The sequence below is a fragment of the Aeromicrobium choanae genome (assembly GCF_900167475.1).
Classification (GTDB): Bacteria; Actinomycetota; Actinomycetes; order Propionibacteriales; family Nocardioidaceae; genus Aeromicrobium; species Aeromicrobium choanae.
Window position 1 is genome coordinate 3,097,891 of sequence record NZ_LT796768.1, and the last position, 21,991, is coordinate 3,119,881.

Here is a 21,991-nt window from a genome sequence, read left to right on the forward strand (position 1 = left end):
GTGTGCCCCACGTTCGGTGGTTAGCCCCAAGTCGCGAAAACGCGACGCAATGCTGGTTTCCCCGGCTCGCCGATTGTGTGTGGATTGACTGGTCCCGTGAACCTCGGCGAGTTCAGCGTGCTCACGGCCTGGCCCAAGAGGGGCCTCAGGGACCATAGGCACGACCCGAGGGCGACCACGAATCGGAGGGATTCGGCCACTTCGGCTCCTCGGGACAGGCCCGGACTGTGATTGCAGGGAAAAACGTGGGTTGCCGGAGACGGCGCAACGTGATCCATCTCACGCTCAGGAGCCCCACGGGTCACATCATGGAGGATGGGGCCATGGTCGTCCTGAGCCCCGCCACCGCCGAGAACTGGCGCGACATCGCACGGGTCCGCCCTCTCGAGTCCCAGTCGGAATGGGTCGCCGAGCCCACGTACTACCTGTGCCTCTCGGCGTACGACGGACTGTGGCGCTCGTGTGCGGTGCGGACTGAGGACGGGACGACCGTCGGCCACGTCATGTGGGCCGTCGATCCCGACGACGACAGCCACTGGATCGGTGGTCTCGTGATCGACGCCGAACGACAGGGCGAAGGCCTGGGTCGTGCCACCGTCGAGGCGTTGCTGACCCTCTGGGAGCGCGAGGAGCCGTCGCTCTCGGGCACGGAGTACCGCGAGGCGGCGTTGTCGGTCTCGGCCGGCAACGAGGTCGCGCTCGGGCTCTACCGGTCGCTGGGGTTCATCGAGACGGGCGAGCTCTCCGACGACGAGATCGTCCTGAGGCGCCCGCGCCCCTAGCCCCGACCGGAGCACGGGCGTACGTTGAAAGGGTGTCGTCGGGCTCGATGGTGCAAGGCGTGATCCGGGCCGTGGGCGAGAGCCCGGTCGCGGAGGCACTCTCCGACGCCCAGCAGACCGTCTACCGCCCGCTGCTCGAGTGGGCCAGGCGAAGCCCCCTTCACTCAGGGGTGCTCGGCCACTCGGTGCATCCCGTGCTCACGGACGTCACCCTCGGGTGCTGGCTCAGCGCCTCGATCCTCGACGCCGCGGGAGGGTCGGGCGCGCGCGCCAGCGCAAGACTCCTCGTCGCGAGCGGACTCGCCGCGTCGGTGCCGACGGCCCTCGCCGGCGCCGCGGACTGGACGGAGCTGTCCGGCGCGGAACGCAGGATCGGTGCGGTGCACGCCGCCGGCACGGACATCGCCACGTGCCTGCTCTTCGGCTCCCTCGTCGCGCGGATGCGCGGGAACCATGCCGCCGGCTCGAAGTTCGCGATCGCGGGGAACCTCGTCATGGTCGGTGCCGGCCTGCTCGGAGGGCACCTGGCCCTCACGAAGGGAACGGCGAACCGCACGTCTGCCAGAGGCGCCGCTCCGAGCGCCTGACCACCCGGGTGATGAGTTCCCGCTCCCTCTGCCGTCTTACCTGTGACAGGACTTGACGAGACGGAAGAGGATGACCATGAGTGTGGACACGCGAGTGGGGGAGCGGGGCGACATGACCGAGGTCGACGAGACGACGTTCTCGGCGATGGCCGAGCGGCACCGGCGGGAGCTGCACGTGCACTGCTACCGGATGCTCGGCTCCTTCGAGGACGCCGAGGACACCGTGCAGGAGACGTTCCTGCGGGCCTGGCGGCGCCGGGAGACCTACGAGGGTCGCTCGACGTTCCGCGCCTGGCTCTACAAGATCGCGACGAACGCCTGCCTGGACCTGCTGGCCAAGCGACGCCCGGAGCCGGCCACCGGCGGAGAGGTGCTGTGGCTGCAGCCCTACCCCGACCGGCTGCTCGACGAGCTGCGCGCCGACGACGCCGACGAGCCCGAGTCGCAGGTCGTCGCACGGGAGACGATCGAGCTGGCCTACCTGATCGCGGTCCAGCACCTTGCGCCGCGGCCGCGCGCCGCGCTGATCCTGCGTGACGTGGTCGGCTGGCCGGCGAAGGACGTCGCTGAGCTCCTCGGCGACTCCGTGAACTCGGTGAACTCGGCACTGCAGAGGGCCCGCGCCGGGATGCGCGAGCACCTTCCGGCCGAACGCCAGGACTGGACCGGAGGCGCTGACGACCCCGAGACGCTCGAGCTGGTGCGCCGCTACACCGAGGCCTGCGTCGCCACGGACATCGACTCGATCGCGGGGATGCTGCGCGAGGACGTGCGCTGCTCGATGCCGCCGACGCCGGGACTGCAGATCGGCCGCGATGCGGTCGTGGGCGACTGGGTCGAGAGCGGGTTCGAGAGCATGACGGGCCTGCGCGTCGTCGCCACCTCGGCCAACCGGCAGCCCGCCGTCGGGGCCTACCTGTGGCGGGAGCAGGAGAACGCCTACCTGCCCCTCACGGTCGACGTGCTGCGGATCGAGGGCGGGAAGATCAGCGAGATCCTCACGTTCCACGGTGACCAGTTCCCGCGGCTGGGACTGCCCGAGCGTCTGGAGGCGGCGTCATGAGCGGCGCCACGGAGGCCCGGATCGGCACCCGGCCCCGGCTCGGCAGGGTCACCGTCACCGGCGTCGGTGCCGCGGTCGTGGCGGCGGCGGTCACCACGGCCTGCGCCGCGCTCGCGAAGGCGGCCGGCGTCGACTTCGAGGTCCCCGACGGGGGCGAGGCCATCCCCGTGGGCGGCTTCGCCACGGTGACCGGGTTCTTCTCGCTCGTCGGCGTGGCCGTCGCGCTCGCACTCGGGCGCAGGAGCGCTCGCCCGGCGCAGCGGTTCCTGCAGGTGACGCTGGCCCTGACCACGGCCTCGCTGGTCCCGCCGTTCCTCGCCGGAGGCAACGCGGCGACGACCGCCACCCTGGTCGGGCTACACCTCGTCGCCGCGGCCGTGGTGATCCCGGTCGTGGCGCGGGCGCTCCGCACTCCGTGAGAGCCACGCGCTGATCGCGGGCAGCACGAGATCGATGCGCCGCAGCATCCCGTCGTGGTCGAGCCCCGGCACGACCTCGTACGGGATGCCGCGTGCGTCGAGGTCTCGCTCCAGCTGGACGGGGGAGAGGAGCGACGCCACCACGGCGTCCTCCTCGCCCCACCAGGCGCGGAGCGGGCGGTCGAGGTCCGCCAGCGCGGCGCGGGGCAGCGAGGCGATGTCGTCCCAGAAGGCCTCGGCGGCCACCGGGTCGTAGGTCGCGAGGACCTCCTCCCACGCCTGCGGGTCCTGGCGCGCCGCGGCGTTGCGGGCCCGAGCACGATGGCCCATGCCGGTGAGGTCGGCGGTGAGCGGGAAGCCGCCGCAGGCCACCGCGGTGACGCGGGCACTGCTCCGGGCGAGCCGTGCGGCCATCACGCCGTTCATCGAGTACCCGAACGTGGCGTACGAGTCGATGCCGAGGTGGTCCAGCACCCGCTCGACGTCGCGCACGAAACCGCTCATGTCGTACGACCCCGGACGCTCGCTCGGCCCGAAGCCGCGCGGGGCCACGATCACCACCCGGCACCGCTCCGTGAGGGCGGACAGGTCCATCGACGACCAGTCGACGTTCAGGCGCGGCACGACGACCGCGGGCCCCTCGCCCACCGAGGACCACCAGACCCCGTCGAGCTCGGCCATGGGCCTCAGGGCATCCCGGCCATCGACGTGAGCGCCGCGTAGTCGTCGGCGTCGAAGCCCGCGTCCGTGAGGACGTCCTTCAGCGAGATCGCGTCGAGCCGCGCGACGATGGCGTCCGCCACGCGCCGGTCGAGGTCGGTCAGCACCCCCTGGATGCTGCCGCCGACGGCGCACGCCGGGTTCGGGCCGTGGATCCCGAGCACCGGATCGTCGCCCTGGAGCAGCTTCCAGACCTGCGCGAGCGTGACGGCTGCGGGGTCGGCGGCCAGCTCCCAGCCACCGCGGGCGCCGGGGCGGGAGCGCACCAGCCCGCCGGCGCGGAGGGGGCCCAGGACCTTGCGCACGTGCACGGGGTTCACCGCGGTGCTGCCGGCCAGCTCCTCGGAGCCCACGGGCGCGACGCGACCCGCCGCCGCGCTGGCGGCGAGGTACGTCAGCACATGCACTGCCACCGCGAACTGGGTGTTGGTCGACCTGGCCATGCCCCCATCTTGTCATATCGCCATCGGCGTGACTACAGTTAGGAACTGTCATCACCGTAACTACAGATCGGGAAACCCCCATGACCCTCGCCATCACCGGTGCCTCCGGCCAGCTCGGCCGCCTCGTCGCCGATCAGCTCCTCGCCACCGTCGATCCCTCCGAGGTCGTGCTGCTCACGCGCGACCCCGCCAAGCTCTCGGACTACGCCGACCGCGGTGCGACCGTCCGCGCCGCCGACTTCGGCCAGCCGGAGGGACTCGTCGACGCGCTCGCGGGCGTGGAGCGGATGCTGCTGATCTCCACCGACGTCGTCGGAGCCCGGCTCGACGGCCACCGCGCCGCCATCGAGGCCGCGGTGAAGGCCGGCGTGCGGCACGTCGCCTACACGTCGATCCCCGAGCCGACGGAGGACAACCCCTCGGGCGTCGTCCCCGACCACGCGGCCACTGAGGACGCGCTCCGCGAGAGCGGCCTGTCCTGGACGATGCTGCGCAACAACCTCTACGCCGAGATGCAGGTCGGCACGGTCGAGCAGGCGGCCGCCAGCGGCCAGCTGTTCACCAACACCGGTGACGGCGGAGCCGCCTACGTCACCCGCGACGACGTCGCCGCCGTCGCGGTGGGCGTCCTGACTGGCGAGGGCCACGAGGGCCAGGCCTACGACGTGACCGGTCCCGCGGCCGTGACCGCCACCGACCTGGCCGCGCTCGCCACGAAGCTCGCCGGACGCCCCATCGAGGTCATCAACGTCGACGACGAGGCCTACGAGGGAGGACTCGTCGCCGCCGGCGTGCCCGAGGCGTTCGCGCCGCTGCTCGTGTCGTTCGGCGCCTCGATCCGGCTCGGCAAGCTCGCCCGGGTCACCGACGTGGTCGAGCGGGTCGGTGGCCGCACGCCCACCGCCCTGGAGAGCCTGCTCTCCTGATCAGGACCGACGGCGCTGCTGCTCCAGGGCGACGACCAGTTCGTCCTTCAGCTCGTCGAGCTGCTGGCTGAGCCGCTCTCTTTCGTGCTCGGAGGTCCGTCTCAGCTGGGTGTCCATCACGGCCTGTGCCTGGAGGTCGTCGAACCCCATCAGCTCGCGCAGTCGACGCCTGGCGTGCTGCTCCGACTTCGAGGAGTGGACCACGTCGGAGACCTCGGGCCACCGCTGCAAAGCGTCGTGGATGGGCTGCAGGACGTGCAGGCGTTCACGGATGAGGCGGACGTCGTCGTCTGAGTACTCGTATGCCTCGTCGTCCATGCGCGCATTCCATGGGCCGACGCGGGCGGAGGGTGTGTTCGCGCAATGGGCGCACCGGTCAGAATGGTCACGCCCCACGTGTTCGAAAGGTGATGCCGATGCGCGCGCTCGTCCTCGATGCCGTCCGGGCCCGGCCGGAGATCCGTGAGGTCCCCGAGCCGGCGGCTCCGGACGGTGGAGTGGTGGTCCGCGTGGTCGCCACGGGCCTGTGCCGGAGCGACTGGCACGCGTGGGCCGGCCACGACGACGGCGTCGCGTTCCCCCACGTGCCGGGCCACGAGCTGGCGGGTGTGATCTCCGAGGTCGGGCCGGGCGTCACGCTCTGGCAGGTGGGCGACCGCGTCACGGTTCCGTTCGTCGCCGGCTGCGGCACCTGTGAGTGGTGCCTGGCCGGCGACGCGCAGGTCTGCCCCGACCAGCAGCAGCCCGGCTTCACCTACTGGGGCTCGTTCGCCGAGTACGTGGCGGTGCACGCCGCCGACGCCAACCTCGTGCGGATCCCCGAGTCGGTCGACTTCGCGACCGCGGCCAGCCTGGGCTGCCGTTTCGCGACGGCCTACCGCGCGTTGGTCGGGCGCGCTCGCGTCGTCGAGGGCGAGTGGGTCACGGTGGTCGGCGCCGGGGGAGTGGGCCTGAGCTCGGTCATGATCGCCCGCGCGCTCGGCGCCCGCGTCATCGCCGTGGACCGCAACGCGGAGGCGCTCGCCGTCGCCGCCGACCTCGGCGCCGAGCACACGCTGCTCACGGAGTCGGGCCTCTCCGGGGCCCCTGACCCCGCGCCCGCCGCGACTTTTGTGTCAGCATTCGCCGCGGAAGCCGGGCGGGAGCCGAACCGCTTCACAAATGTGGCCCGGGCTGTCGCGGACCTCACCGGCGGCGGCAGTCACGTCGCGGTGGACGCAGTCGGGAGCGAGCAGACCTGCGCCGACGCGGTCCTCAGCCTCCGCCGTCGCGGCCGCCTCGCCCAGGTGGGCCTGCTCCCGGCCATCGAGGGCCACCCGCGCGTCCCGATGGAGCGCGTCATCGGCTGGGAGCTCGACCTCCTCGGGAGCCACGGCATGGCCGCCGCCGACTACCCGGGCATGATGGCGCTCATCGAGCAGGGCGCGCTCGAGCCGCAGCGCCTCATCGAGCGCACCATCGGCCTCGACGAGGCCGCGGCCCTGCTCCCGGTCTTCGACCGGGCGAAGCTCGCCGGCATGACGATCATCGACCCGAGGCGCTGACGGACGCGTCCTGCTCGAGGGGGCGCAGCCGTCCGTCGATCATCATGTGGGCACTGGTCAGACGAGGCAGGATCCGCTGGTCGTGCGTGACCAGGATCGTCGCCGTGTCGTGCTCGGCCGTGAGCCGCAGCAGCAGGTCGACGATCTGGGTGCCGCGTTCCTGGTCGAGCGCGCTGGTGGGCTCGTCGACGATCAGCACGGAGGGACGGTGCATCAGGGCGCGGGCGATGTTGACGCGCTGGCGTTGTCCACCCGAGAGCTGCGACGGTCGTTTGCCGGCGTCCCGGCTCAGGCCGACGGCCTCGAGGAGCTCGGCGGCTCGGTTCCTGGCCGCGTGCCGTGCGCCACGGCGCCGGCGGTCGGTCGTGAGCTCGTTCATCACGAGCAGCTGCTCGAAGGCGGTCAAGGAGGACAACAGGTTCGACTGCTGGAAGACCAGTCCCACTCGCGTGCGGCGGAGCTCGGCCCGCTCGGGCAGGGAGAGCCCGGATGCCTCGATGCCGTCGATGGTGACGGTGCCGCGGTCGGGCGTGGTCAGCGTGGAGGCGACGGCCAGCAGGCTGGACTTCCCGGATCCGGACGGGCCCGTGATGCCCACCGTGGATCCGGCCTCGACGTGCAGGCTGGCGTCGTCGATCGCGGTGACGCGGGATGTGCCGTCGGGGAAGGTCAGGGTGATGTGGGCGAGGTCGATCATCGGTTGCTCCCGAGGGCGGTGAGGGGGTCGATCCGGGTGACGGATCGGGTGGCGAGCCCGGCGCCGGCGAGCCCGAGTGCGGTCATGATGAGCCCGGGCAGCAGCGTCGTCAGCGGACTCAGGATGAAGGGCAAGGCAGCGCCGGCCGCGGTGCCCAGCACAGCGGTCACCCCGATTCCCGTCGTCACGCCCAGGAGCAGGACGACGGCGGCCTGTCCCAAGGCGTCGAACGTGAGCATGCGGTTCGTGGCGCCGAGCGCCTTGAGCACCGCGATGTCCGGTTGTCGCTGGATGCTCCACACGGTGAAGAACGCGCCGACGACCAGAGCCGAGATGCCGAAGAGCATCCCCACCATGAGCAGCAGTGATCCGATCTCGGACTTGAACGACCCGAGGGCCGTGAGCGAGGACAGCACTCCCGTGGACTCGGTGCCCGCGCCGGCGTCGGCAGCGCCGAAGTCGATCTCCGACCCGGAGACCGCCAGGACGGTGGCGAACGTCGCCGGCTCGCCGGGCCTTGCGGCGAGCTCCTGCCAGTCCTCCAGCGCGAGGTTCGCCACCGGCAGGTGGGAGTACCAGGACGCGTCCCGCGTGGCGTCGACGACGAAGGTCCGGTCGGCGATCCGGACCGGATCCCCGGCGTCGACGCGCAACTCGTCCGCCGTCTCCGTGCCGAGGACGACGTGGCCGGGTCGAGGTGACGCCTCGCTGGATGAGGGCGGACCGCCACCGAACAGTGCGACGGTCTCGTGCCGGTCGGCGGCCGAGACGCGTCCGGTGCTGATGCCCAGCGGGTGGACGGCGGTCACTCCGTCCTGGCGCGCCCAGTCGGCTGCCTGGGCCCGCGAGACCGCCGAGTCGGCGTAGGACGGCGCCTCGTCGTCCGAGGCCGCGAACACGATGCGGTCCGCGTCGAGCGACGTGATGGCCGAGACGTTCTGCTGGGCCAGCCCTCCGGTGAGTCCGGCCAGGAAGGTGACGAGGACGGTGATGAGGGTGACGACGACCGCGATGAGCGCGAATCGCCCCTTGGCCACTTTCAGGTCGCGCCAGGCGACGAACATGGGAGTCCTTCGAGATCGGGTGCGCACGATCCTGATGACCGGTGCGTCTCCTCCACCGTCGCTCGATTCCGGCGCTGCGCCATCGTGCACCCGAACGCTTTCCGACCGACGAAGGAACGACCAGGATTTACACCTTTCGGACGACGGAACGGCCCTGCGCCGGTCCTAGACTGGATCGGTGATGCGGGTGTGAAGCGGGACGAAAGCAGTGGTCGGATCGGCCCGATCTCGACGTGGCTCTCGATGTCCCTGCACGCTCTCGTGGTCGCTCTGATCGCGATCCTGGTGCTCAACTCCACCGACGGCACCCTCGCGCACGGCGTCGCGGTGCTCTCGCTCTCGACGCTTTTCGCCGCCACGTACGTCCTCGGCGTCCTGCCGGACGGCGCGTTGCCCGAGCCCGGACGTCGGGGCACGTGGTGGATCGGAGCCCTGACCCTGGAGTGGCTCGCGCTGTTGTGGCTGAGCGTGGAGGCGACCTACTTGGTCTTCGCCCTGTTCTTCCTCTACCTGCGCCTGCTCGGCACGGTGCGGGGCATCGTCGCAGTGATCGGCACGACGTTGGTGGCGATCTGCGCCTTCGGGCTGCACCGGGGCTTCGACGTCGCCGGCATCGTCGGGCCGGTCCTGGGAGCGGGAGTCGCCATCGTGATCGGGCTGGGCTACGAGGCCCTGAATCGCGAGGTCGCGCGACGGCAGCGGCTGATCGAGGAGCTGACGCGGACCCGTGACCAGCTGGCGGTCGCCGAGCACGCCGCCGGGGTGGTGGCCGAGCGCGAGCGGCTGGCGCGGGAGATCCACGACACCGTCTCGCAGTCCCTCTCGAGCGTCATCATGCTGCTGCACGCTGCGCAACGCAGCGGTCCCGGCACGGAGAAGGGCGGCGAGCGGCTGGAGCAGGCACGACAGGCGGCCACCGAGGCCTTGGCGGAGACCCGCGAGTTCATCCATGCCCTCGCCCCGCCGGCGTTGAGGAACGCCGGCATCGGGGATGCGCTGGTGCGCCTGGGAGCACGGACACGGGACACCACCGGTCTGCAGGTCGAGGTCGCCGTGCCGGAAGACACCGGCATCGTGCCCACGCCCGTGGAGACGGCACTCCTGCGGATCGCCCAGGGTGCGATCGCCAACGTGATCCAGCACGCGCACGCCACTCGGGTCGACCTGACCCTGACGCGGCTGGACGACGAGATCATCCTCGACATCGTCGACGCCGGCGTCGGGTTCGACCCGGCTCACCTCGGCACGCTCGGCGACGGCTCCACGTCGTTCGGGCTGGCGGCGATGCAGGAGCGCGCCACCTCCCTCGGTGGGCGACTCGTCGTGGAGTCGCGTCCGGGGCACGGCACCAGCGTCGTGGCGAGCTTCGCGGTGGCCCCATGAGCGTGCGCGTCCTCGTCGTCGACGACCACCCGCTCATGCGGGCCGCTCTCTCGGCCCTGTTCGAGACCGAGGGGACGATCGAGGTCGTCGCGGCCGTGGGCTCCACCTCGGAGGCACTCGACGAGGCCAGACGGAGTCATCCGGACGTCGTGCTGATGGACCTGCAGTTCAACCGCGTCTTCGAGGGTGCGCGGGCCACGCGCGAGATCCGCGAGCTGCCGGATCCGCCAGCGGTGCTCGTCCTGACGAACTTCGACACCGACGCGGACGTCATCGAGGCCATCGAGGCGGGTGCCGCCGGATACCTGCTGAAGGACGCCGCTCCGGAGGAGATCACCGCGGCGATCCATGCCGCCGCCGCAGGGCAGACCGCGCTCTCACCCTCGGTCGCGACGCGCCTCCTCGCGCGGATGCAGCAGCCGCAGACGTCCCTGAGCGCGCGAGAGCTCGAGGTGCTCAGCCTGGTCGCCGCGGGGCACAGCAACACCGACATCGCCCGTCGGCTGCACCTGAGCGAGACCACCGTGAAGTCCCACCTGGCGCACATCTACCCGAAGCTGGGCGTGAACTCGCGCACTGCGGCGGTCGCCGAGGCACGCCGCAGGGGTGTCATCGGCCGCGCCTGATGAGAGGCTCGCTCCCATGGCATCGAAGGCGGCGAGCATCACCAGGGCGACCGGAACCGCGTGGACCTCGTGGGACGAGTGGCTGACCGGGCAGGGAGCCCAGCAGCTTCCGCACCCCGACATCGCGAAGCTCGCGCTGGGGCGCGTCCACGAGCTCGGCATCACGAAGCACGCCGAGAACGGGAAGCCGTTCAACGACGGCTGGTGGGCCCAGACCATCGCGATCGAGTACGGACACCAGCACGGCCTGCGGGAGAAAGGGCAGCTGTCGGCGGGCGACCACGCCGTGTCGGCGTCGAAGAAGGTCGTGGGGTCGCTCGACGAGCTGCTCGAGCGCTGGCTCGCGCTCGTGGCCCAGGACACCTTCGACGGCGTGGCGCTGGCGGGGGAGCCGCGCATCAGCTCGACGGAGAAGTGGCGGTACTGGCGGGCGAAGCTGGCGGACGGCTCATCGGTGAACGTCGACATCTCGGCCGACCGCATCGCGGTCCAGCACGCCGGGCTCGGGTCCGCGGACGAGAGTGAGCGGTGGCGTCCCTACTGGAAGGCCCGCCTGTCCGATCTCGCGTGAGGTCGGTGTCCTGCTCGTGACGGATCAGACTCCGTCCTCGGTCAGGGCCGTCGCGGGCAGCCAGTCGGCCCCGAGGAGCTGGGCGAGCTCGCTGAAGCCCGAGGTGTCGCCTCCCGCGGTGTCGGAGGCTGCGGCGATCCGCTCCACCATGACTCTGCCGACCTGTTCCTCCACGGTGCCCTCGGCGTAGGCGATGTGCCACGGCGAGACCTGGTGGTCGCGGTGGGTTCGGCCGGTCACCTGCCGTCCGGCGATGCCCGAGAATCGCGCTTGGTGGAAGATGCCGACCCGCGGCTCGGTGCTCCCACGGCGACCGTCGGCGAGGGTCTCGCCGGCGTGCAGACTGATCGAGGCGACTGTCGTGAACACGCAGACCTTCGCCTGTCCCGTCTGGAACCGGAGCCGCTCGGCTTCGACGTCGAACCGGTCGCGGCCGTAGATGCTGGCGACCTCGATGCCGGTCTCGCGCAGTCGGTCGGCGATCGGGTCGGCGGCGGTCGCCACGAACTCGACGGAGCACGCGACCTGGCGCTCGGCCTCGACCTGCTGGGCGATCCAGGCGACGGTCGAGTCGACGCGGATCAGTCCGGCCTTCTGCCGGAAGCGCAGCAGCGCGGAGCGGCCCTTCGCGACATTGCGGCCGCGCCGGGCGACGTCCATCTCACGACAGAACTGGCCCCATTCGGACTCATAGGCCGTCCGTTCCGCCGGGGTGAGCGCCACGGGCATGCCGAAGATCGGCACCGGCCCCCACGGTGCGGAGCGGTGCAGCATCGCCGGTGGCCGTTCCTCGGCCAGCCAGCCACGCACCAGCTTGAGGTCCGCCGCGCGCCGAGCGGGGTCGGTGGTCCACGTCGCGCCGTAGCGCCCGCGCTCCACCCCGACGCCGTGGCGCTCGAGCGCGTCGGCGAACACGGCTGCGGGCTGCGTCGCTGAGGTCCACTCCTTCATCGGCTCGCCGAGCACCTGCGCATAGGACGGAGCGAGGTACGGCAGCTCGAGTGGCGTGTGCCCGGGCGTCGCGGTGGTCGCGATCACGAACGGCGCCTTGTCGTGCGGTCGCCCGTGTCCGGAGATCCGGGCCCAGAGCTTCCATCGCTTCGTCGTGGTGCGTCGCAGCGCGTGAGCCTCGTCCGCGATGATCACGTCCCACGTGTGGTCCTTGACCTTCTCCAACCGGTCCCACGTGATGACCACCCATTCGAGGCCGCCGTCGCCGAGTGCCGTGATCGTGCGGCACCAGTGCCCGATCGTGATCGCCGCGGGTCGGTCGGCCACAACCAGCACCCGCCGCGCACCGCGGAGATCTCCCACCGCCGTCGCGCCGAGAACCGCGGAGATCGTCTTGCCCACGCCGGGCTCGTCGGCCAGCAGGAACTGCCGCCCGCCCGCCGCGGCACGCGCCGCGATCGCGTCGGCCGCCTCGAACTGGATCCTCCGAGGCTCAAGTTCGTCGGTCGGTTCGGGGCTCGGCGTCGGATGGTTTGGGTTGAGGGAGTTCTCGATGAATCGACCGAGCGTGTGGGGTCCCGGAGCGTAGGGGGCGAGGTGTTCGGGCAACGCGCGTCCGACGTGGAGATGGGTCTTGACCGCCGGGTGCCAGGTGGCGCCGTCGACCTGTGTCCCATACGGAACGTCGAGCACCCACACCCGTTCACCCGGACCGGCGGCCGGCAACGGCCGCGACTTCTGTCGCGCCCCGCCACGGCGCGCAGACGCGGTGCGTCGGCGAGCGCTGGATCGGCGAGGACTGGCCACCCCTCGGACGCTATCGGGGTGTCCGACCCGAACAGAGCTGGCTCGCCCGGGGGAGGCGTCCCGGTCGCCGTCCCCACCCATCGCCCCTAGGCTCGGGACGCTTGCGTCCCTTCGAGTGCGCGGGCCTGTGCCGACCGACCACGTCCCGGATCATGATCGATCAGTGAAGGAAGCCCATGTGCCGCGTTCTGGCCTATCTCGGATCAGAAGTACCGCTGGAAGACCTGCTGCTCAAGCCTGAGAACAGCCTCATCAACCAGGCCCTCGATCCAGAGCGCCACCCTCAGCTCCAGCTGGCCGGCTGGGGATTCGGAGCGTGGAGCGAGCATCTGCTCAAGGCGGACAAGCCGTTCCTCTACCACCGCCCCATGGCTGCCTTCTACGACGACAACGTCGCCGGCATCGTGCCGAGCCTCCAGGTCAGCACCATGCTCGCCCATGTGAGAGCGGCGGACTACAACTCCAAGACCGTGCTGGCCGACGAGAACTGCCACCCCTTCTCCTTCGAGGGGACTCCGTGGATCGTCGCGCAGAACGGTGACGTGCCGAACTGGCAGCTCCTGCAGCGCGAGCTGCTGCAGCACTGCAAGGACGAGTACCTGGAGCAGATGGTGGGCACCACGGACACCGAGTTCCTCTACGTGCTGCTGCTGTCCCTGCTCGAGAGCAACAGCGACGAGGACGTGAAGCGCGCCTTCGAGCAGGTCATGAGACTCCTCGTGCAGGCGATGAAGGACCTCGATCTGCCGGCACTGGCCAAGCTGAAGCTGGCCCTGGTCTCCCCGAACCGGATCATCGGGGTCAACGTCGGCACCGGGCACCACGGTGAGCCTGATCCGGCGGGGGACTGGGAGGAGCTGCGCAAGTCCGGCCCCGGCACGGACGACTACGCCCTCTCCATGCTCCTGGAGCCGATGTACCTGCTGATGGGTCGCCACTTCGACCACGACGGCCCGACCTACGACTTCGAGGAGTGCACCGTCTCGGACGCGACCGGCGTCATCTTCGCCTCCGAGCCGTTGACCGACAGCAAGGCCGACTGGGGCACGTTGGAGTTCGGCGAGATCGTGTTCCTCGAGAGGGACGGCGAGAAGATCTCCAAGACCGTCGACAAGCTGAAGGTGTAGCGCGCAAGAGAGGGAGCCTGTCGTCGTCGCCGGTTGGCGTCAGGCTCGAAGTCTCAGAGATGACGTGCGCTGTGGAGGGCAACTTGGTACAAAGATGTCGCTCTCGCGGCCGCAACGTCGAAAGATCCGGCAGGACCGGTGGGCCGTCGGCGGGCGAGAGCAGCAAGCGCCAACCCCACTGATAACCTGACGCCGAACCATCCTTTAACCACCGTCCTGTGAGGCGGAGAAGGAGGTCGGGCTTGAGCACCGTCATGGATGCCACCGACATCTCGCGTGCGCTGACACGCATCACCCACGAGATCCTCGAGCGCAATCGCGACGCCGAAGGCGTGGTGATCCTGGGGATTCCGACCCGCGGGGTCGAGCTCGCCGAGCGGATTGCCGCGAAGATGGCCGAGGTCGAGGGGACCACCATCAAGCCGGGCGCGCTCGACGTCACGATGTACCGCGACGACCTTCGCCTGAAGGCTCCCCGCGCGCTCGAGGCCACCAACGTCCCCGAGGACATCGACGGCCGCGTCGTCGTCCTGGTCGACGACGTCCTCATGAGCGGCCGCACGATCCGGGCCGCGCTCGACGCGCTGAGCGACCTCGGTCGCCCCAAGGCGGTCCAGTTGGCCGTCCTCGTAGACCGCGGTCACCGCGAGCTGCCGATCCGCGCCGACTTCGTGGGCAAGAACCTGCCCACCTCGAAGACCGAGAAGGTCCGGGTCCGGCTCACCGACACCGACGGTGCTGCCGACTCGGTCTCGATCGAGGGGAGCGACGCATGAAGCACCTCCTGAGCGCCGGCGACCTGAGCCGCGACGAGGCCACCTTGATCCTCGACACCGCCGAGCAGCTGCTGAGCGTCGCCCAGCGTCCGATCAAGAAGCTGCCCACCCTGCGCGGCCGCACGATCGTCAACCTGTTCTTCGAGGACTCCACGAGGACCCGGATCAGCTTCGAGGCCGCCGCCAAGCGCCTCTCGGCCGACGTCATCAACTTCAGCGCCAAGGGCTCCAGCGTCAGCAAGGGCGAGAGCCTCAAGGACACCGCGCTCACCCTTCAGGCCATGGGCGCCGACGCGGTCGTCATCCGCCACCACGCCTCGGGCGCGCCACACCGCCTCGCCACCTCCGAGTGGTCCAAGGGCGCCGTGGTCAACGCCGGCGACGGCACCCACGAGCACCCCACCCAGGCCCTGCTCGACGCCTTCACGATGCGCTCGCGCCTGGGCGACCTGGCCGGCAAGAACGTCACGATCGTCGGCGACGTCCTGCACAGCCGCGTCGCCCGCTCGAACGCGCTGCTGCTCGACACGCTGGGCGCGAACGTCACGCTCGTCGCCCCGCCCACGCTGTTGCCGGTGGGCGTCGAGACCTGGCCGGTCGAGACCTCCTACGACCTCGACGCCAGCCTCGAAAAGGCCGACGCGGTCATGATGCTGCGGGTCCAGCGCGAGCGGATGAACGCCTCGTTCTTCCCCAGCGCCCGCGAGTACAGCCGCCGCTACGGGCTCGACGTCGCCCGCATGAACCGACTGCCCGACCACGCACTCGTCCTGCACCCCGGACCCATGAACCGGGGCATGGAGATCAACGCCGACGTGGCCGACAGCGACCGCTCGGTCATCGTCGAGCAGGTCACCAACGGCGTCGCCGTCCGCATGGCCGTCCTGTACCTGCTGCTGGGTGGCGCCACCGAGGGAGAAACTGCATGAGCACCGTCATCAAGGGCGCCCGGATCCTGGGCGACGAGGCCACCGACATCCTCATCGAGGACGGGGTCATCACCGCGATCGGCGCCGACCTCAGCGGCGACGAGACCGTGGACGCCACGGGCCTCATCGCCCTGCCCGGCCTGGTCGACCTGCACACCCACCTGCGCGAGCCCGGCCGCGAGGACGCCGAGACCGTCCTCACCGGAACCCAGGCCGCCGCGCGCGGCGGGTTCACGTGCGTCTTCGCGATGGCCAACACCGAGCCCGTCGCCGACACCGCCGGCGTCGTCGAGCAGGTCTGGCGCCTCGGCCGCGAGCACGGCTACGCCGACGTGCAGCCCATCGGCGCCGTCACCGTCGGACTGGCGGGGGAGCGGCTCTCCGAGCTCGGCGCGATGGCCGACTCGGCCGCCCAGGTGCGCGTCTTCAGCGACGACGGCAAGTGCGTCAGCGACGCCGTCCTCATGCGCCGCGCGCTGGAGTACGTCAAGGCGTTCGACGGCGTCATCGCCCAGCACGCGCAGGAGCCGCGCCTCACCGAGGGCGCCCAGATGAACGAGGGCCCGCTCTCGGGCGAGCTCGGCCTCACCGGCTGGCCCGCGGTCGCCGAGGAGGCGATCATCGCCCGCGACGTCCTGCTGGCCGAGCACGTCGGCAGCCGCCTGCACGTGTGCCACCTGTCCACGCGCGGCTCGGTCGAGATCGTGCGCTGGGCCAAGAGCCGCGGCATCGACGTCACCGCCGAGGTCACGCCCCACCACCTGCTGCTCGACGACGAGCTGGTGCGCAGCTACGACCCGATCTTCAAGGTCAACCCGCCGCTGCGCAGCAAGGACGACGTCCTCGCCGTCCGCGAGGGCCTGGCGGACGGCACGATCGACATCGTCGCCACCGACCACGCTCCGCACCCCATGGAGGACAAGGAGTGCGAGTGGGGTGCCGCCGCCTTCGGGATGATCGGGCTCGAGACCGCGCTGTCGATCGTGCAGCAGACCATGGTCGACACCGGCGCGCTCACCTGGAGCCGTGTCGCGGAGGTCATGAGCGCCAACCCGGCGCGCATCGGCCGAGCCACCTCCCACGGCCGTCCGCTCGCGGTCGGTGAGCCGGCCCACGTCGTGCTCTACGACCCGTCGGTCACCCGTACGATCGAACCCGCCGACACCGCGAGCCTCTCGCGCAACACGCCGTACGCCGGAAGGGAACTCCCGGGCCGCGTGGTCGCGACGTTCCTCGCCGGCAAGCCCACCGTCCTGGAAGGAAAGCTGCTTTGACGACGTTCACTCCCGCCATCCTCGTGCTCGAGGACGGACGCACCTTCCGCGGCCGCTCGTACGGAGCCACCGGCACCACGGTCGCCGAGATCGTCTTCAACACCGGCATGACCGGCTACCAGGAGACGCTCACCGACCCGTCCTACCGCGGCCAGATCGTCGTCATGACGGCCCCGCACATCGGCAACACGGGCGCCAACCCCGAGGACTTCGAGTCCGGCCGCGTGTGGGTCGACGGCTACGTCGTGCGCGACCCCGCCCGCCAGCGCTCCAACTGGCGCTCCGACCGCTCCCTCGACGACCTGCTCGCCGAGCAGGGCGTCGTGGGCATCAGCGGCATCGACACCCGCGCCCTCACCCGCCACCTGCGCGAGCGCGGCTCCATGCGCGCCGGCATCAGCACCGAGGTCCTCGACCCCGAGGCCCTGCTGGAGCAGGTCACGGCCGCGCCGAGCATGACCGGCTCGAACTACCTCGCCGACGTCACCGTCGACGAGGCGCACGTCGTGCCGGCTGAAGGCGACAAGAAGTACACCGTCGTCGCGCTCGACCTCGGCATCAAGGGCATGACCCCGAAGCTGATGGCCCAGCGCGGCATCGAGGTGCACGTGCTGCCCGCCACCTCCACGCTCGACGAGGTGCTCGAGCTCAACCCCGACGGCGTCTTCATGTCGAACGGCCCCGGCGACCCGGCCACCGCCGACCACCAGGTCGAGCTCGTGCAGGGCGTGCTGGAGCGCGGCACCCCGTACTTCGGCATCTGCCTGGGCAACCAGATCTTCGGCCGCGCGCTCGGCCGGGGCACCTACAAGCTCAAGTACGGCCACCGCGGCGTGAACCAGCCCGTGCAGGACCGCACCACCGGCAAGGTCGAGATCACGGCGCACAACCACGGGTTCGCCGTGGACGCGCCGCTGGACACCGACTTCGAGACGCCCTACGGCCCCGCGCGGGTCACCCACGTGTGCCTGAACGACGACGTCGTCGAGGGCATCGCACTGCTGGACCGCCCCGGGTTCAGCGTCCAGTACCACCCGGAGGCCGCCGCGGGTCCGCACGACGCCGGCTACCTCTTCGACCGCTTCACCGACCTCATGGAGGCAGCACGTGCCGAAGCGCACTGACATCGAGTCCATCCTGGTCATCGGGTCCGGCCCGATCGTCATCGGCCAGGCCTGCGAGTTCGACTACTCCGGCACGCAGGCCTGCCGCGTCCTGCGCGAGGAGGGCATCCGCGTCATCCTCGTGAACTCCAACCCGGCCACGATCATGACCGACCCGGAGTTCGCCGACGCCACCTACGTCGAGCCCATCACGCCCGAGTACGTCGAGAAGGTCATCGCCGCCGAGCGTCCCGACGCCCTGCTGGCCACGCTCGGCGGTCAGACCGCGCTCAACTGCGCCATGCAGCTGGACGCGGCGGGAATCCTGGAGAAGTACGGCGTCGAGCTGATCGGCGCGTCCATCGACGCGATCGAGAAGGGCGAGAACCGCGAGACCTTCAAGGCCATCGTCGAGGACTTGCCCGCCGAGTGGGGCGCCGAGGTCGCCCGCTCGGTTATCTGCCACACCATGGCCGAGTGCGAGGCCGGCGTCGACGAGCTGGGTGGCTACCCGGTCGTCGTGCGTCCCTCGTTCACGATGGGCGGCTCCGGCTCCGGCCTGGCGTACGACCACGACGACCTGCTGCGCATCGCCGGCAGCGGCCTGGCACTCAGCCCCACCACCGAGGTGCTCCTGGAGGAGTCCATCCTCGGCTGGAAGGAGTACGAGCTCGAGGTCATGCGCGACACCGCCGACAACGTGGTGATCGTCTGCTCCATCGAGAACCTCGACCCCATGGGCGTCCACACCGGCGACTCGATCACGGTCGCGCCGGCGATGACCCTCACCGACGTCGAGTACCAGCGCCTGCGCGACATCTCGATCGGCGTCATCCGCGAGGTCGGCGTCGACACCGGTGGCTGCAACATCCAGTTCGCGGTCAACCCGGTCGACGGCCGCATCGTCGTCATCGAGATGAACCCGCGCGTCTCGCGCTCGTCGGCGCTCGCGTCGAAGGCCACCGGCTTCCCGATCGCCAAGATCGCCGCCAAGGTCGCCATCGGCTACACGCTCGACGAGATCCCGAACGACATCACGCAGGAGACGCCCGCCAGCTTCGAGCCCACGCTGGACTACGTCGTCGTGAAGGTGCCGCGGTTCGCGTTCGAGAAGTTCCCGGCCGCCGACGCCACGCTGACCACGCACATGAAGTCGGTCGGCGAGGCCATGGCCATCGGCCGCAACTTCACCGAGGCCCTGCAGAAGGCCCTCCGCTCGCTCGAGCGCCCCGACGCGGTGTTCTCGTGGGAGCGCGAGTGGGTCGACCTCGACAAGGAGGCGCTGCTGAAGTCCGCCGCCGTGCCGCACGACGGCCGCCTGCGCGAGGTCATGGACGCGCTGCGCGCCGGCGCCACGCCCCAGGAGGTCTTCGAGGCCACCGCGATCGACCCGTGGTTCGTCGACCAGCTGGCCTTGCTCAACGAGGTCGCCGCCGAGGTGACCGCCGCCGAGCGCCTCACGCCCGATCTGTTGCAGCACGCGAAGCGCCACGGCTTCTCCGACGCCCAGATCGGCCGCATCCGCGGGCTGTCCGAGGAGGTCGTCCGCGGCGTCCGCCACGCGCTGGGCGTTCGCCCCGTCTACAAGACGGTCGACACCTGCGCCGCCGAGTTCGCCGCCACGACGCCGTACCACTACTCGTCCTACGACGAGGAGACCGAGGTCGAGCCGCGCGAGCGCGAGGCCGTGATCATCCTGGGCTCGGGTCCGAACCGCATCGGTCAGGGCATCGAGTTCGACTACTCGTGCGTGCACGCGTCGATGGCGCTGTCCGAGGCCGGCTACGAGACCATCATGGTCAACTGCAACCCCGAGACCGTCTCCACCGACTACGACACCAGCGACCGGCTGTACTTCGAGCCGCTCACGCTGGAGGACGTGCTCGAGGTCGTGCACGCCGAGCAGCAAGCCGGGCCCGTCGCGGGCGTCGTCGTGCAGCTCGGCGGCCAGACGCCGCTCGGCCTGGCCGCCGGCCTCAAGGCCGCGGGCGTGCCGATCGTGGGTACGCAGCCCGAGGCGATCGACCTCGCCGAGGAGCGCGGCGCGTTCGGGCAGGTCCTGGCCGATGCCGGACTGCCCGCGCCGAAGCACGGCACCGCCACCACGTTCGATGGCGCCAAGCGGATCGCCGACGAGATCGGCTACCCGGTCCTCGTCCGCCCGTCCTACGTCCTCGGCGGCCGCGGCATGGAGATCGTCTACGACGAGGAGTCGCTCTCGACCTACATCGAGAACGCCACCGAGATCTCGCCCGACCGCCCCGTGCTGGTCGACCGCTTCCTCGACGACGCGGTCGAGATCGACGTCGACGCGCTCTTCGACGGCGAGGAGCTGTTCCTCGGCGGCGTCATGGAGCACATCGAGGAGGCTGGTGTTCACTCCGGCGACTCCGCCTGCGCCCTGCCGCCCATCACGCTCGGCACGACCGAGATCGACCGGATCCGCGCCTCCACCGAGGCGATCGCCCGCGGCGTCGGCGTGCACGGCCTGATCAACATCCAGTTCGCGCTCAGCTCCGACACGGTCTACGTGCTCGAGGCCAACCCGCGGGCCTCGCGCACGGTGCCGTTCGTCTCCAAGGCGACGAACACCCAACTGGCCAAGGCTGCCGCTCGGGTGATGCTCGGCGAGTCGATCGCCGACCTGCGCGCCGCCGGCGTGCTGCCCGCCGAGGGCGACGGGGGCCGGCTGCCGGCCACCGCGCCGATCGCGGTCAAGGAGGCGGTCATGCCGTTCAACCGGTTCCGCACCTACGACGGTCGATATGTCGACACGCTGCTCGGCCCCGAGATGCGCTCGACCGGCGAGGTCATGGGCATCGACGCGTCCTTCGGCTCGGCGTTCGCCAAGAGCCAGACGGCCTCGGGCGCGTACAACGGCCTGCCCACCTCGGGCACGGTCTTCGTCTCGGTGGCCAACCGCGACAAGCGCCACATGATCTTCCCGATCAAGCGCCTGGCCGACCTCGGCTTCGAGATCCTCGCCACGAGCGGCACCGCGGAGGTCCTGGAGCGCAACGGCGTGAAGGCCACGGTCCTGCGCAAGCTGCACGAGGACGACTCGCAGGGCAGCACCGTCGTGGAGAAGATCAACGCGCGCGAGGTTCAGCTGATCGTCAACACCCCGCACGGACTCGGCAGCGGTGCGAACGCCCGTGTCGACGGCTACGAGATCCGCACGGCCGCCGTCGCCGAGGGGATCCCGTGCCTCACCACGGTGCAGGCGCTCGCCGCCGCCGTGCAGGGCATCGAGGCCGAGATCGCGGGCAGCATCGGCGTGCGGTCGCTGCAGTCGTGGGCGGAGACGGTCACCCGATGAGCTTCGGCAGCCGCGCCCACGTGGCGATGCAGGCGTACGGTCCGCTGTGCGTCGGCATCGACCCGCATGCCCAGCTGCTCGAGCAGTGGGGGCTCGAGGACTCCGTCGAGGGTCTCGACCGGTTCGCCGCCACGTGCGTGGAGGCCTTCGCGGGCAAGGTGGCGTTCGTGAAGCCGCAGTCCGCGTTCTTCGAGCGGTTCGGCGCTGCCGGGGTGGCGATCCTCGAGCGCACACTGCAGGACCTGCGGCACACCGGCTCGCTGACGATCCTCGACGTGAAGCGCGGCGACATCGGCTCCACCGCGACCGCCTACGCCGACGCCTACCTCGACGACGACGCCCCGATGGCGGCCGACGCGATCACCGTCAGCCCGTACCTGGGGTTCGGCTCGCTGACGCCGTTCTTCGCGGCGGCCGAGAAGAACGACGCGGGCGTGTTCGTGCTCGCGTTCACCTCGAACCCGGAGGCGATCCGCTTCCAGGCCGCCACCACGTCGTCGGGCATGTCCGTGGGCGACGAGATCCTCGTCGAGCTCGGGCAGGCCAACGAGGGTGCTTCTCCGATGGGCTCCTTCGGTGCCGTCATCGGTGCCACGGTGGCTCACCTCGACACGCAGCGGCTCGGCTTCAACGGCCCGATCCTGGTGCCCGGCTTCGGCGCCCAGGGCGGCACGATCGACGACCTGCGCCGCCTCTTCGAGACCGTCACCGACCAGATCGTCCCGTCGACCTCGCGCGACGTCCTCGCGAAGGGCCCCGACGTCAACGCCCTCCGCGCCGCCGCCGCCGCCACCAACGACGCGCTGTCCCTGCTGTAGCCCTGGGAGTGACGTTTCGGGGGTCTCACACGGCGTGTCGCCCCCGCAAACGTCACTGCCAG

22 protein-coding genes are annotated in these 21,991 nt (G+C 70.7%); 16 read left to right on the plus strand and 6 right to left on the minus strand.

Annotated elements, in window-relative coordinates:
• The first annotated feature begins 323 nt into the window (after positions 1-323).
• The 4 genes from B5D60_RS15025 (at position 324) to B5D60_RS15040 (ending at position 2,851) form a co-directional block, all read left to right on the plus strand.
• Positions 324-782, plus strand: a complete 459-nt coding sequence (locus B5D60_RS15025; protein ID WP_172806385.1) for a GNAT family N-acetyltransferase — start codon at positions 324-326, stop codon at positions 780-782.
• 59 nt (positions 783-841) lie between these two features.
• Positions 842-1,369 (plus strand): (2Fe-2S)-binding protein, encoded by a 528-nt coding sequence (locus B5D60_RS15030; RefSeq protein WP_153303055.1) that lies wholly within the window; start codon positions 842-844, stop codon positions 1,367-1,369.
• Between the two features lie 76 nt (positions 1,370-1,445).
• Positions 1,446-2,432, plus strand: a complete 987-nt coding sequence (locus tag B5D60_RS15035; protein ID WP_078701476.1) for an RNA polymerase subunit sigma-70 — start codon at positions 1,446-1,448, stop codon at positions 2,430-2,432.
• The gene (locus tag B5D60_RS15040; RefSeq protein ID WP_078700909.1) at positions 2,429-2,851 is read left to right on the plus strand and encodes a DUF6069 family protein; all 423 of its coding nucleotides are present in this window, start codon (positions 2,429-2,431) and stop codon (positions 2,849-2,851) included. The genes B5D60_RS15035 and B5D60_RS15040 overlap by 4 nt, the downstream gene beginning before the upstream one ends.
• Here B5D60_RS15040 and B5D60_RS15045 read toward each other — a convergent pair.
• Complete coding sequence (locus B5D60_RS15045) at positions 2,789-3,532, minus strand: alpha/beta fold hydrolase (protein WP_078700910.1); 744 nt, start codon at positions 3,530-3,532, stop codon at positions 2,789-2,791. The two genes, B5D60_RS15040 and B5D60_RS15045, sit on opposite strands and share 63 nt — an antisense overlap.
• Before the next feature lie 5 nt (positions 3,533-3,537).
• A complete protein-coding gene (locus B5D60_RS15050; RefSeq protein ID WP_078700911.1) occupies positions 3,538-4,014 on the minus strand; it encodes an Rrf2 family transcriptional regulator in 477 nt (158 codons plus the stop codon).
• An 80-nt stretch (positions 4,015-4,094) separates the two neighbouring features.
• Between B5D60_RS15050 and B5D60_RS15055 the strand changes: the two genes are divergently transcribed.
• Positions 4,095-4,940, plus strand: a complete 846-nt coding sequence (locus B5D60_RS15055) for an SDR family oxidoreductase (protein WP_078700912.1) — start codon at positions 4,095-4,097, stop codon at positions 4,938-4,940.
• Here B5D60_RS15055 and B5D60_RS15060 read toward each other — a convergent pair whose 3' ends face one another.
• Positions 4,941-5,258: a DNA gyrase subunit A gene (locus B5D60_RS15060; protein ID WP_078700913.1), complete on the minus strand. Its 318-nt coding sequence runs from the start codon at positions 5,256-5,258 to the stop codon at positions 4,941-4,943.
• A 98-nt stretch (positions 5,259-5,356) separates the two neighbouring features.
• Between B5D60_RS15060 and B5D60_RS15065 the strand changes: the two genes are divergently transcribed.
• Positions 5,357-6,484, plus strand: a complete 1,128-nt coding sequence (locus B5D60_RS15065; RefSeq protein ID WP_078701477.1) for an alcohol dehydrogenase catalytic domain-containing protein — start codon at positions 5,357-5,359, stop codon at positions 6,482-6,484.
• On the opposite strand, the gene B5D60_RS15070 is transcribed toward B5D60_RS15065, so the two are convergent.
• Positions 6,465-7,181: an ABC transporter ATP-binding protein gene (locus B5D60_RS15070; protein WP_078700914.1), complete on the minus strand. Its 717-nt coding sequence runs from the start codon at positions 7,179-7,181 to the stop codon at positions 6,465-6,467. The genes B5D60_RS15065 and B5D60_RS15070 overlap by 20 nt on opposite strands.
• Positions 7,178-8,245 carry an ABC transporter permease gene (locus tag B5D60_RS15075; RefSeq protein WP_078700915.1) on the minus strand — a complete coding sequence of 356 codons (1,068 nt, stop codon included), beginning with the start codon at positions 8,243-8,245 and terminating at the stop codon, positions 7,178-7,180. Before B5D60_RS15075 ends, B5D60_RS15070 begins: the two co-directional genes overlap by 4 nt.
• 189 nt (positions 8,246-8,434) lie before the next feature.
• Between B5D60_RS15075 and B5D60_RS15080 the strand changes: the two genes are divergently transcribed.
• The 3 genes from B5D60_RS15080 to B5D60_RS15090 are packed head-to-tail and all read left to right on the plus strand — an operon-like array spanning position 8,435 to position 10,825.
• On the plus strand, positions 8,435-9,628 hold the full coding sequence (locus tag B5D60_RS15080; protein ID WP_197684338.1) for a sensor histidine kinase: 1,194 nt from the start codon (positions 8,435-8,437) through the stop codon (positions 9,626-9,628).
• Positions 9,625-10,254, plus strand: coding sequence for a response regulator (locus tag B5D60_RS15085; protein WP_078700916.1), 630 nt, complete (start codon positions 9,625-9,627; stop codon positions 10,252-10,254). Before B5D60_RS15080 ends, B5D60_RS15085 begins: the two co-directional genes overlap by 4 nt.
• Positions 10,255-10,270: 16 nt before the next feature.
• The gene (locus B5D60_RS15090) at positions 10,271-10,825 is read left to right on the plus strand and encodes a hypothetical protein (RefSeq protein ID WP_078700917.1); all 555 of its coding nucleotides are present in this window, start codon (positions 10,271-10,273) and stop codon (positions 10,823-10,825) included.
• 24 nt (positions 10,826-10,849) lie between these two features.
• Here the strand turns inward: B5D60_RS15090 and B5D60_RS15095 are convergent, their stop codons facing one another.
• Positions 10,850-12,469 (minus strand): DEAD/DEAH box helicase, encoded by a 1,620-nt coding sequence (locus B5D60_RS15095; RefSeq protein WP_078701479.1) that lies wholly within the window; start codon positions 12,467-12,469, stop codon positions 10,850-10,852.
• Positions 12,470-12,759: 290 nt separating this feature from the next.
• Here B5D60_RS15095 and B5D60_RS15100 point away from each other — a divergent pair, with 290 nt between their 5' ends.
• The 7 genes from B5D60_RS15100 (at position 12,760) to pyrF (ending at position 21,929) form a co-directional block, all read left to right on the plus strand.
• Positions 12,760-13,710 (plus strand): class II glutamine amidotransferase, encoded by a 951-nt coding sequence (locus B5D60_RS15100; RefSeq protein WP_078700919.1) that lies wholly within the window; start codon positions 12,760-12,762, stop codon positions 13,708-13,710.
• Positions 13,711-13,928: 218 nt separating this feature from the next.
• Complete coding sequence (gene pyrR / locus B5D60_RS15105; protein WP_456236404.1) at positions 13,929-14,486, plus strand: bifunctional pyr operon transcriptional regulator/uracil phosphoribosyltransferase PyrR; 558 nt, start codon at positions 13,929-13,931, stop codon at positions 14,484-14,486.
• Entirely contained in the window at positions 14,483-15,415 is a 933-nt protein-coding gene (locus B5D60_RS15110; RefSeq protein WP_078700922.1) for an aspartate carbamoyltransferase catalytic subunit, read from the plus strand. Before pyrR ends, B5D60_RS15110 begins: the two co-directional genes overlap by 4 nt.
• Positions 15,412-16,689 (plus strand): dihydroorotase, encoded by a 1,278-nt coding sequence (locus tag B5D60_RS15115; RefSeq protein WP_078700923.1) that lies wholly within the window; start codon positions 15,412-15,414, stop codon positions 16,687-16,689. The genes B5D60_RS15110 and B5D60_RS15115 overlap by 4 nt, the downstream gene beginning before the upstream one ends.
• Complete coding sequence (carA, locus tag B5D60_RS15120; RefSeq protein WP_078700924.1) at positions 16,686-17,813, plus strand: glutamine-hydrolyzing carbamoyl-phosphate synthase small subunit; 1,128 nt, start codon at positions 16,686-16,688, stop codon at positions 17,811-17,813. The genes B5D60_RS15115 and carA overlap by 4 nt, the downstream gene beginning before the upstream one ends.
• A complete protein-coding gene (gene carB, locus B5D60_RS15125; RefSeq protein ID WP_078700925.1) occupies positions 17,797-21,111 on the plus strand; it encodes a carbamoyl-phosphate synthase large subunit in 3,315 nt (1,104 codons plus the stop codon). The genes carA and carB overlap by 17 nt, the downstream gene beginning before the upstream one ends.
• Complete coding sequence (gene pyrF / locus B5D60_RS15130; protein WP_078700926.1) at positions 21,108-21,929, plus strand: orotidine-5'-phosphate decarboxylase; 822 nt, start codon at positions 21,108-21,110, stop codon at positions 21,927-21,929. Before carB ends, pyrF begins: the two co-directional genes overlap by 4 nt.
• Positions 21,930-21,991 lie beyond the last annotated feature (62 nt).

What these genes read in the sequence shown, in the direction of transcription:
- pyrF (WP_078700926.1), top strand. Translation starts at nt 21,108, where the DNA reads ATGAGCTTCGGCAGCCGCGCCCACGTGGCGATGCAGGCGTACGGTCCG.
- B5D60_RS15025 (WP_172806385.1), top strand. Translation starts at nt 324, where the DNA reads ATGGTCGTCCTGAGCCCCGCCACCGCCGAGAACTGGCGCGACATCGCA.
- B5D60_RS15060 (WP_078700913.1), bottom strand. Translation starts at nt 5,258, where the DNA reads ATGGACGACGAGGCATACGAGTACTCAGACGACGACGTCCGCCTCATC.
- B5D60_RS15055 (WP_078700912.1), top strand. Translation starts at nt 4,095, where the DNA reads ATGACCCTCGCCATCACCGGTGCCTCCGGCCAGCTCGGCCGCCTCGTC.
- B5D60_RS15085 (WP_078700916.1), top strand. Translation starts at nt 9,625, where the DNA reads ATGAGCGTGCGCGTCCTCGTCGTCGACGACCACCCGCTCATGCGGGCC.
- B5D60_RS15045 (WP_078700910.1), bottom strand. Translation starts at nt 3,532, where the DNA reads ATGGCCGAGCTCGACGGGGTCTGGTGGTCCTCGGTGGGCGAGGGGCCC.
- B5D60_RS15075 (WP_078700915.1), bottom strand. Translation starts at nt 8,245, where the DNA reads ATGTTCGTCGCCTGGCGCGACCTGAAAGTGGCCAAGGGGCGATTCGCG.
- B5D60_RS15050 (WP_078700911.1), bottom strand. Translation starts at nt 4,014, where the DNA reads ATGGCCAGGTCGACCAACACCCAGTTCGCGGTGGCAGTGCATGTGCTG.
- B5D60_RS15115 (WP_078700923.1), top strand. Translation starts at nt 15,412, where the DNA reads ATGAGCACCGTCATCAAGGGCGCCCGGATCCTGGGCGACGAGGCCACC.
- B5D60_RS15070 (WP_078700914.1), bottom strand. Translation starts at nt 7,181, where the DNA reads ATGATCGACCTCGCCCACATCACCCTGACCTTCCCCGACGGCACATCC.
- B5D60_RS15065 (WP_078701477.1), top strand. Translation starts at nt 5,357, where the DNA reads ATGCGCGCGCTCGTCCTCGATGCCGTCCGGGCCCGGCCGGAGATCCGT.
- B5D60_RS15040 (WP_078700909.1), top strand. Translation starts at nt 2,429, where the DNA reads ATGAGCGGCGCCACGGAGGCCCGGATCGGCACCCGGCCCCGGCTCGGC.
- B5D60_RS15110 (WP_078700922.1), top strand. Translation starts at nt 14,483, where the DNA reads ATGAAGCACCTCCTGAGCGCCGGCGACCTGAGCCGCGACGAGGCCACC.
- B5D60_RS15090 (WP_078700917.1), top strand. Translation starts at nt 10,271, where the DNA reads ATGGCATCGAAGGCGGCGAGCATCACCAGGGCGACCGGAACCGCGTGG.
- B5D60_RS15100 (WP_078700919.1), top strand. Translation starts at nt 12,760, where the DNA reads ATGTGCCGCGTTCTGGCCTATCTCGGATCAGAAGTACCGCTGGAAGAC.
- B5D60_RS15035 (WP_078701476.1), top strand. Translation starts at nt 1,446, where the DNA reads ATGAGTGTGGACACGCGAGTGGGGGAGCGGGGCGACATGACCGAGGTC.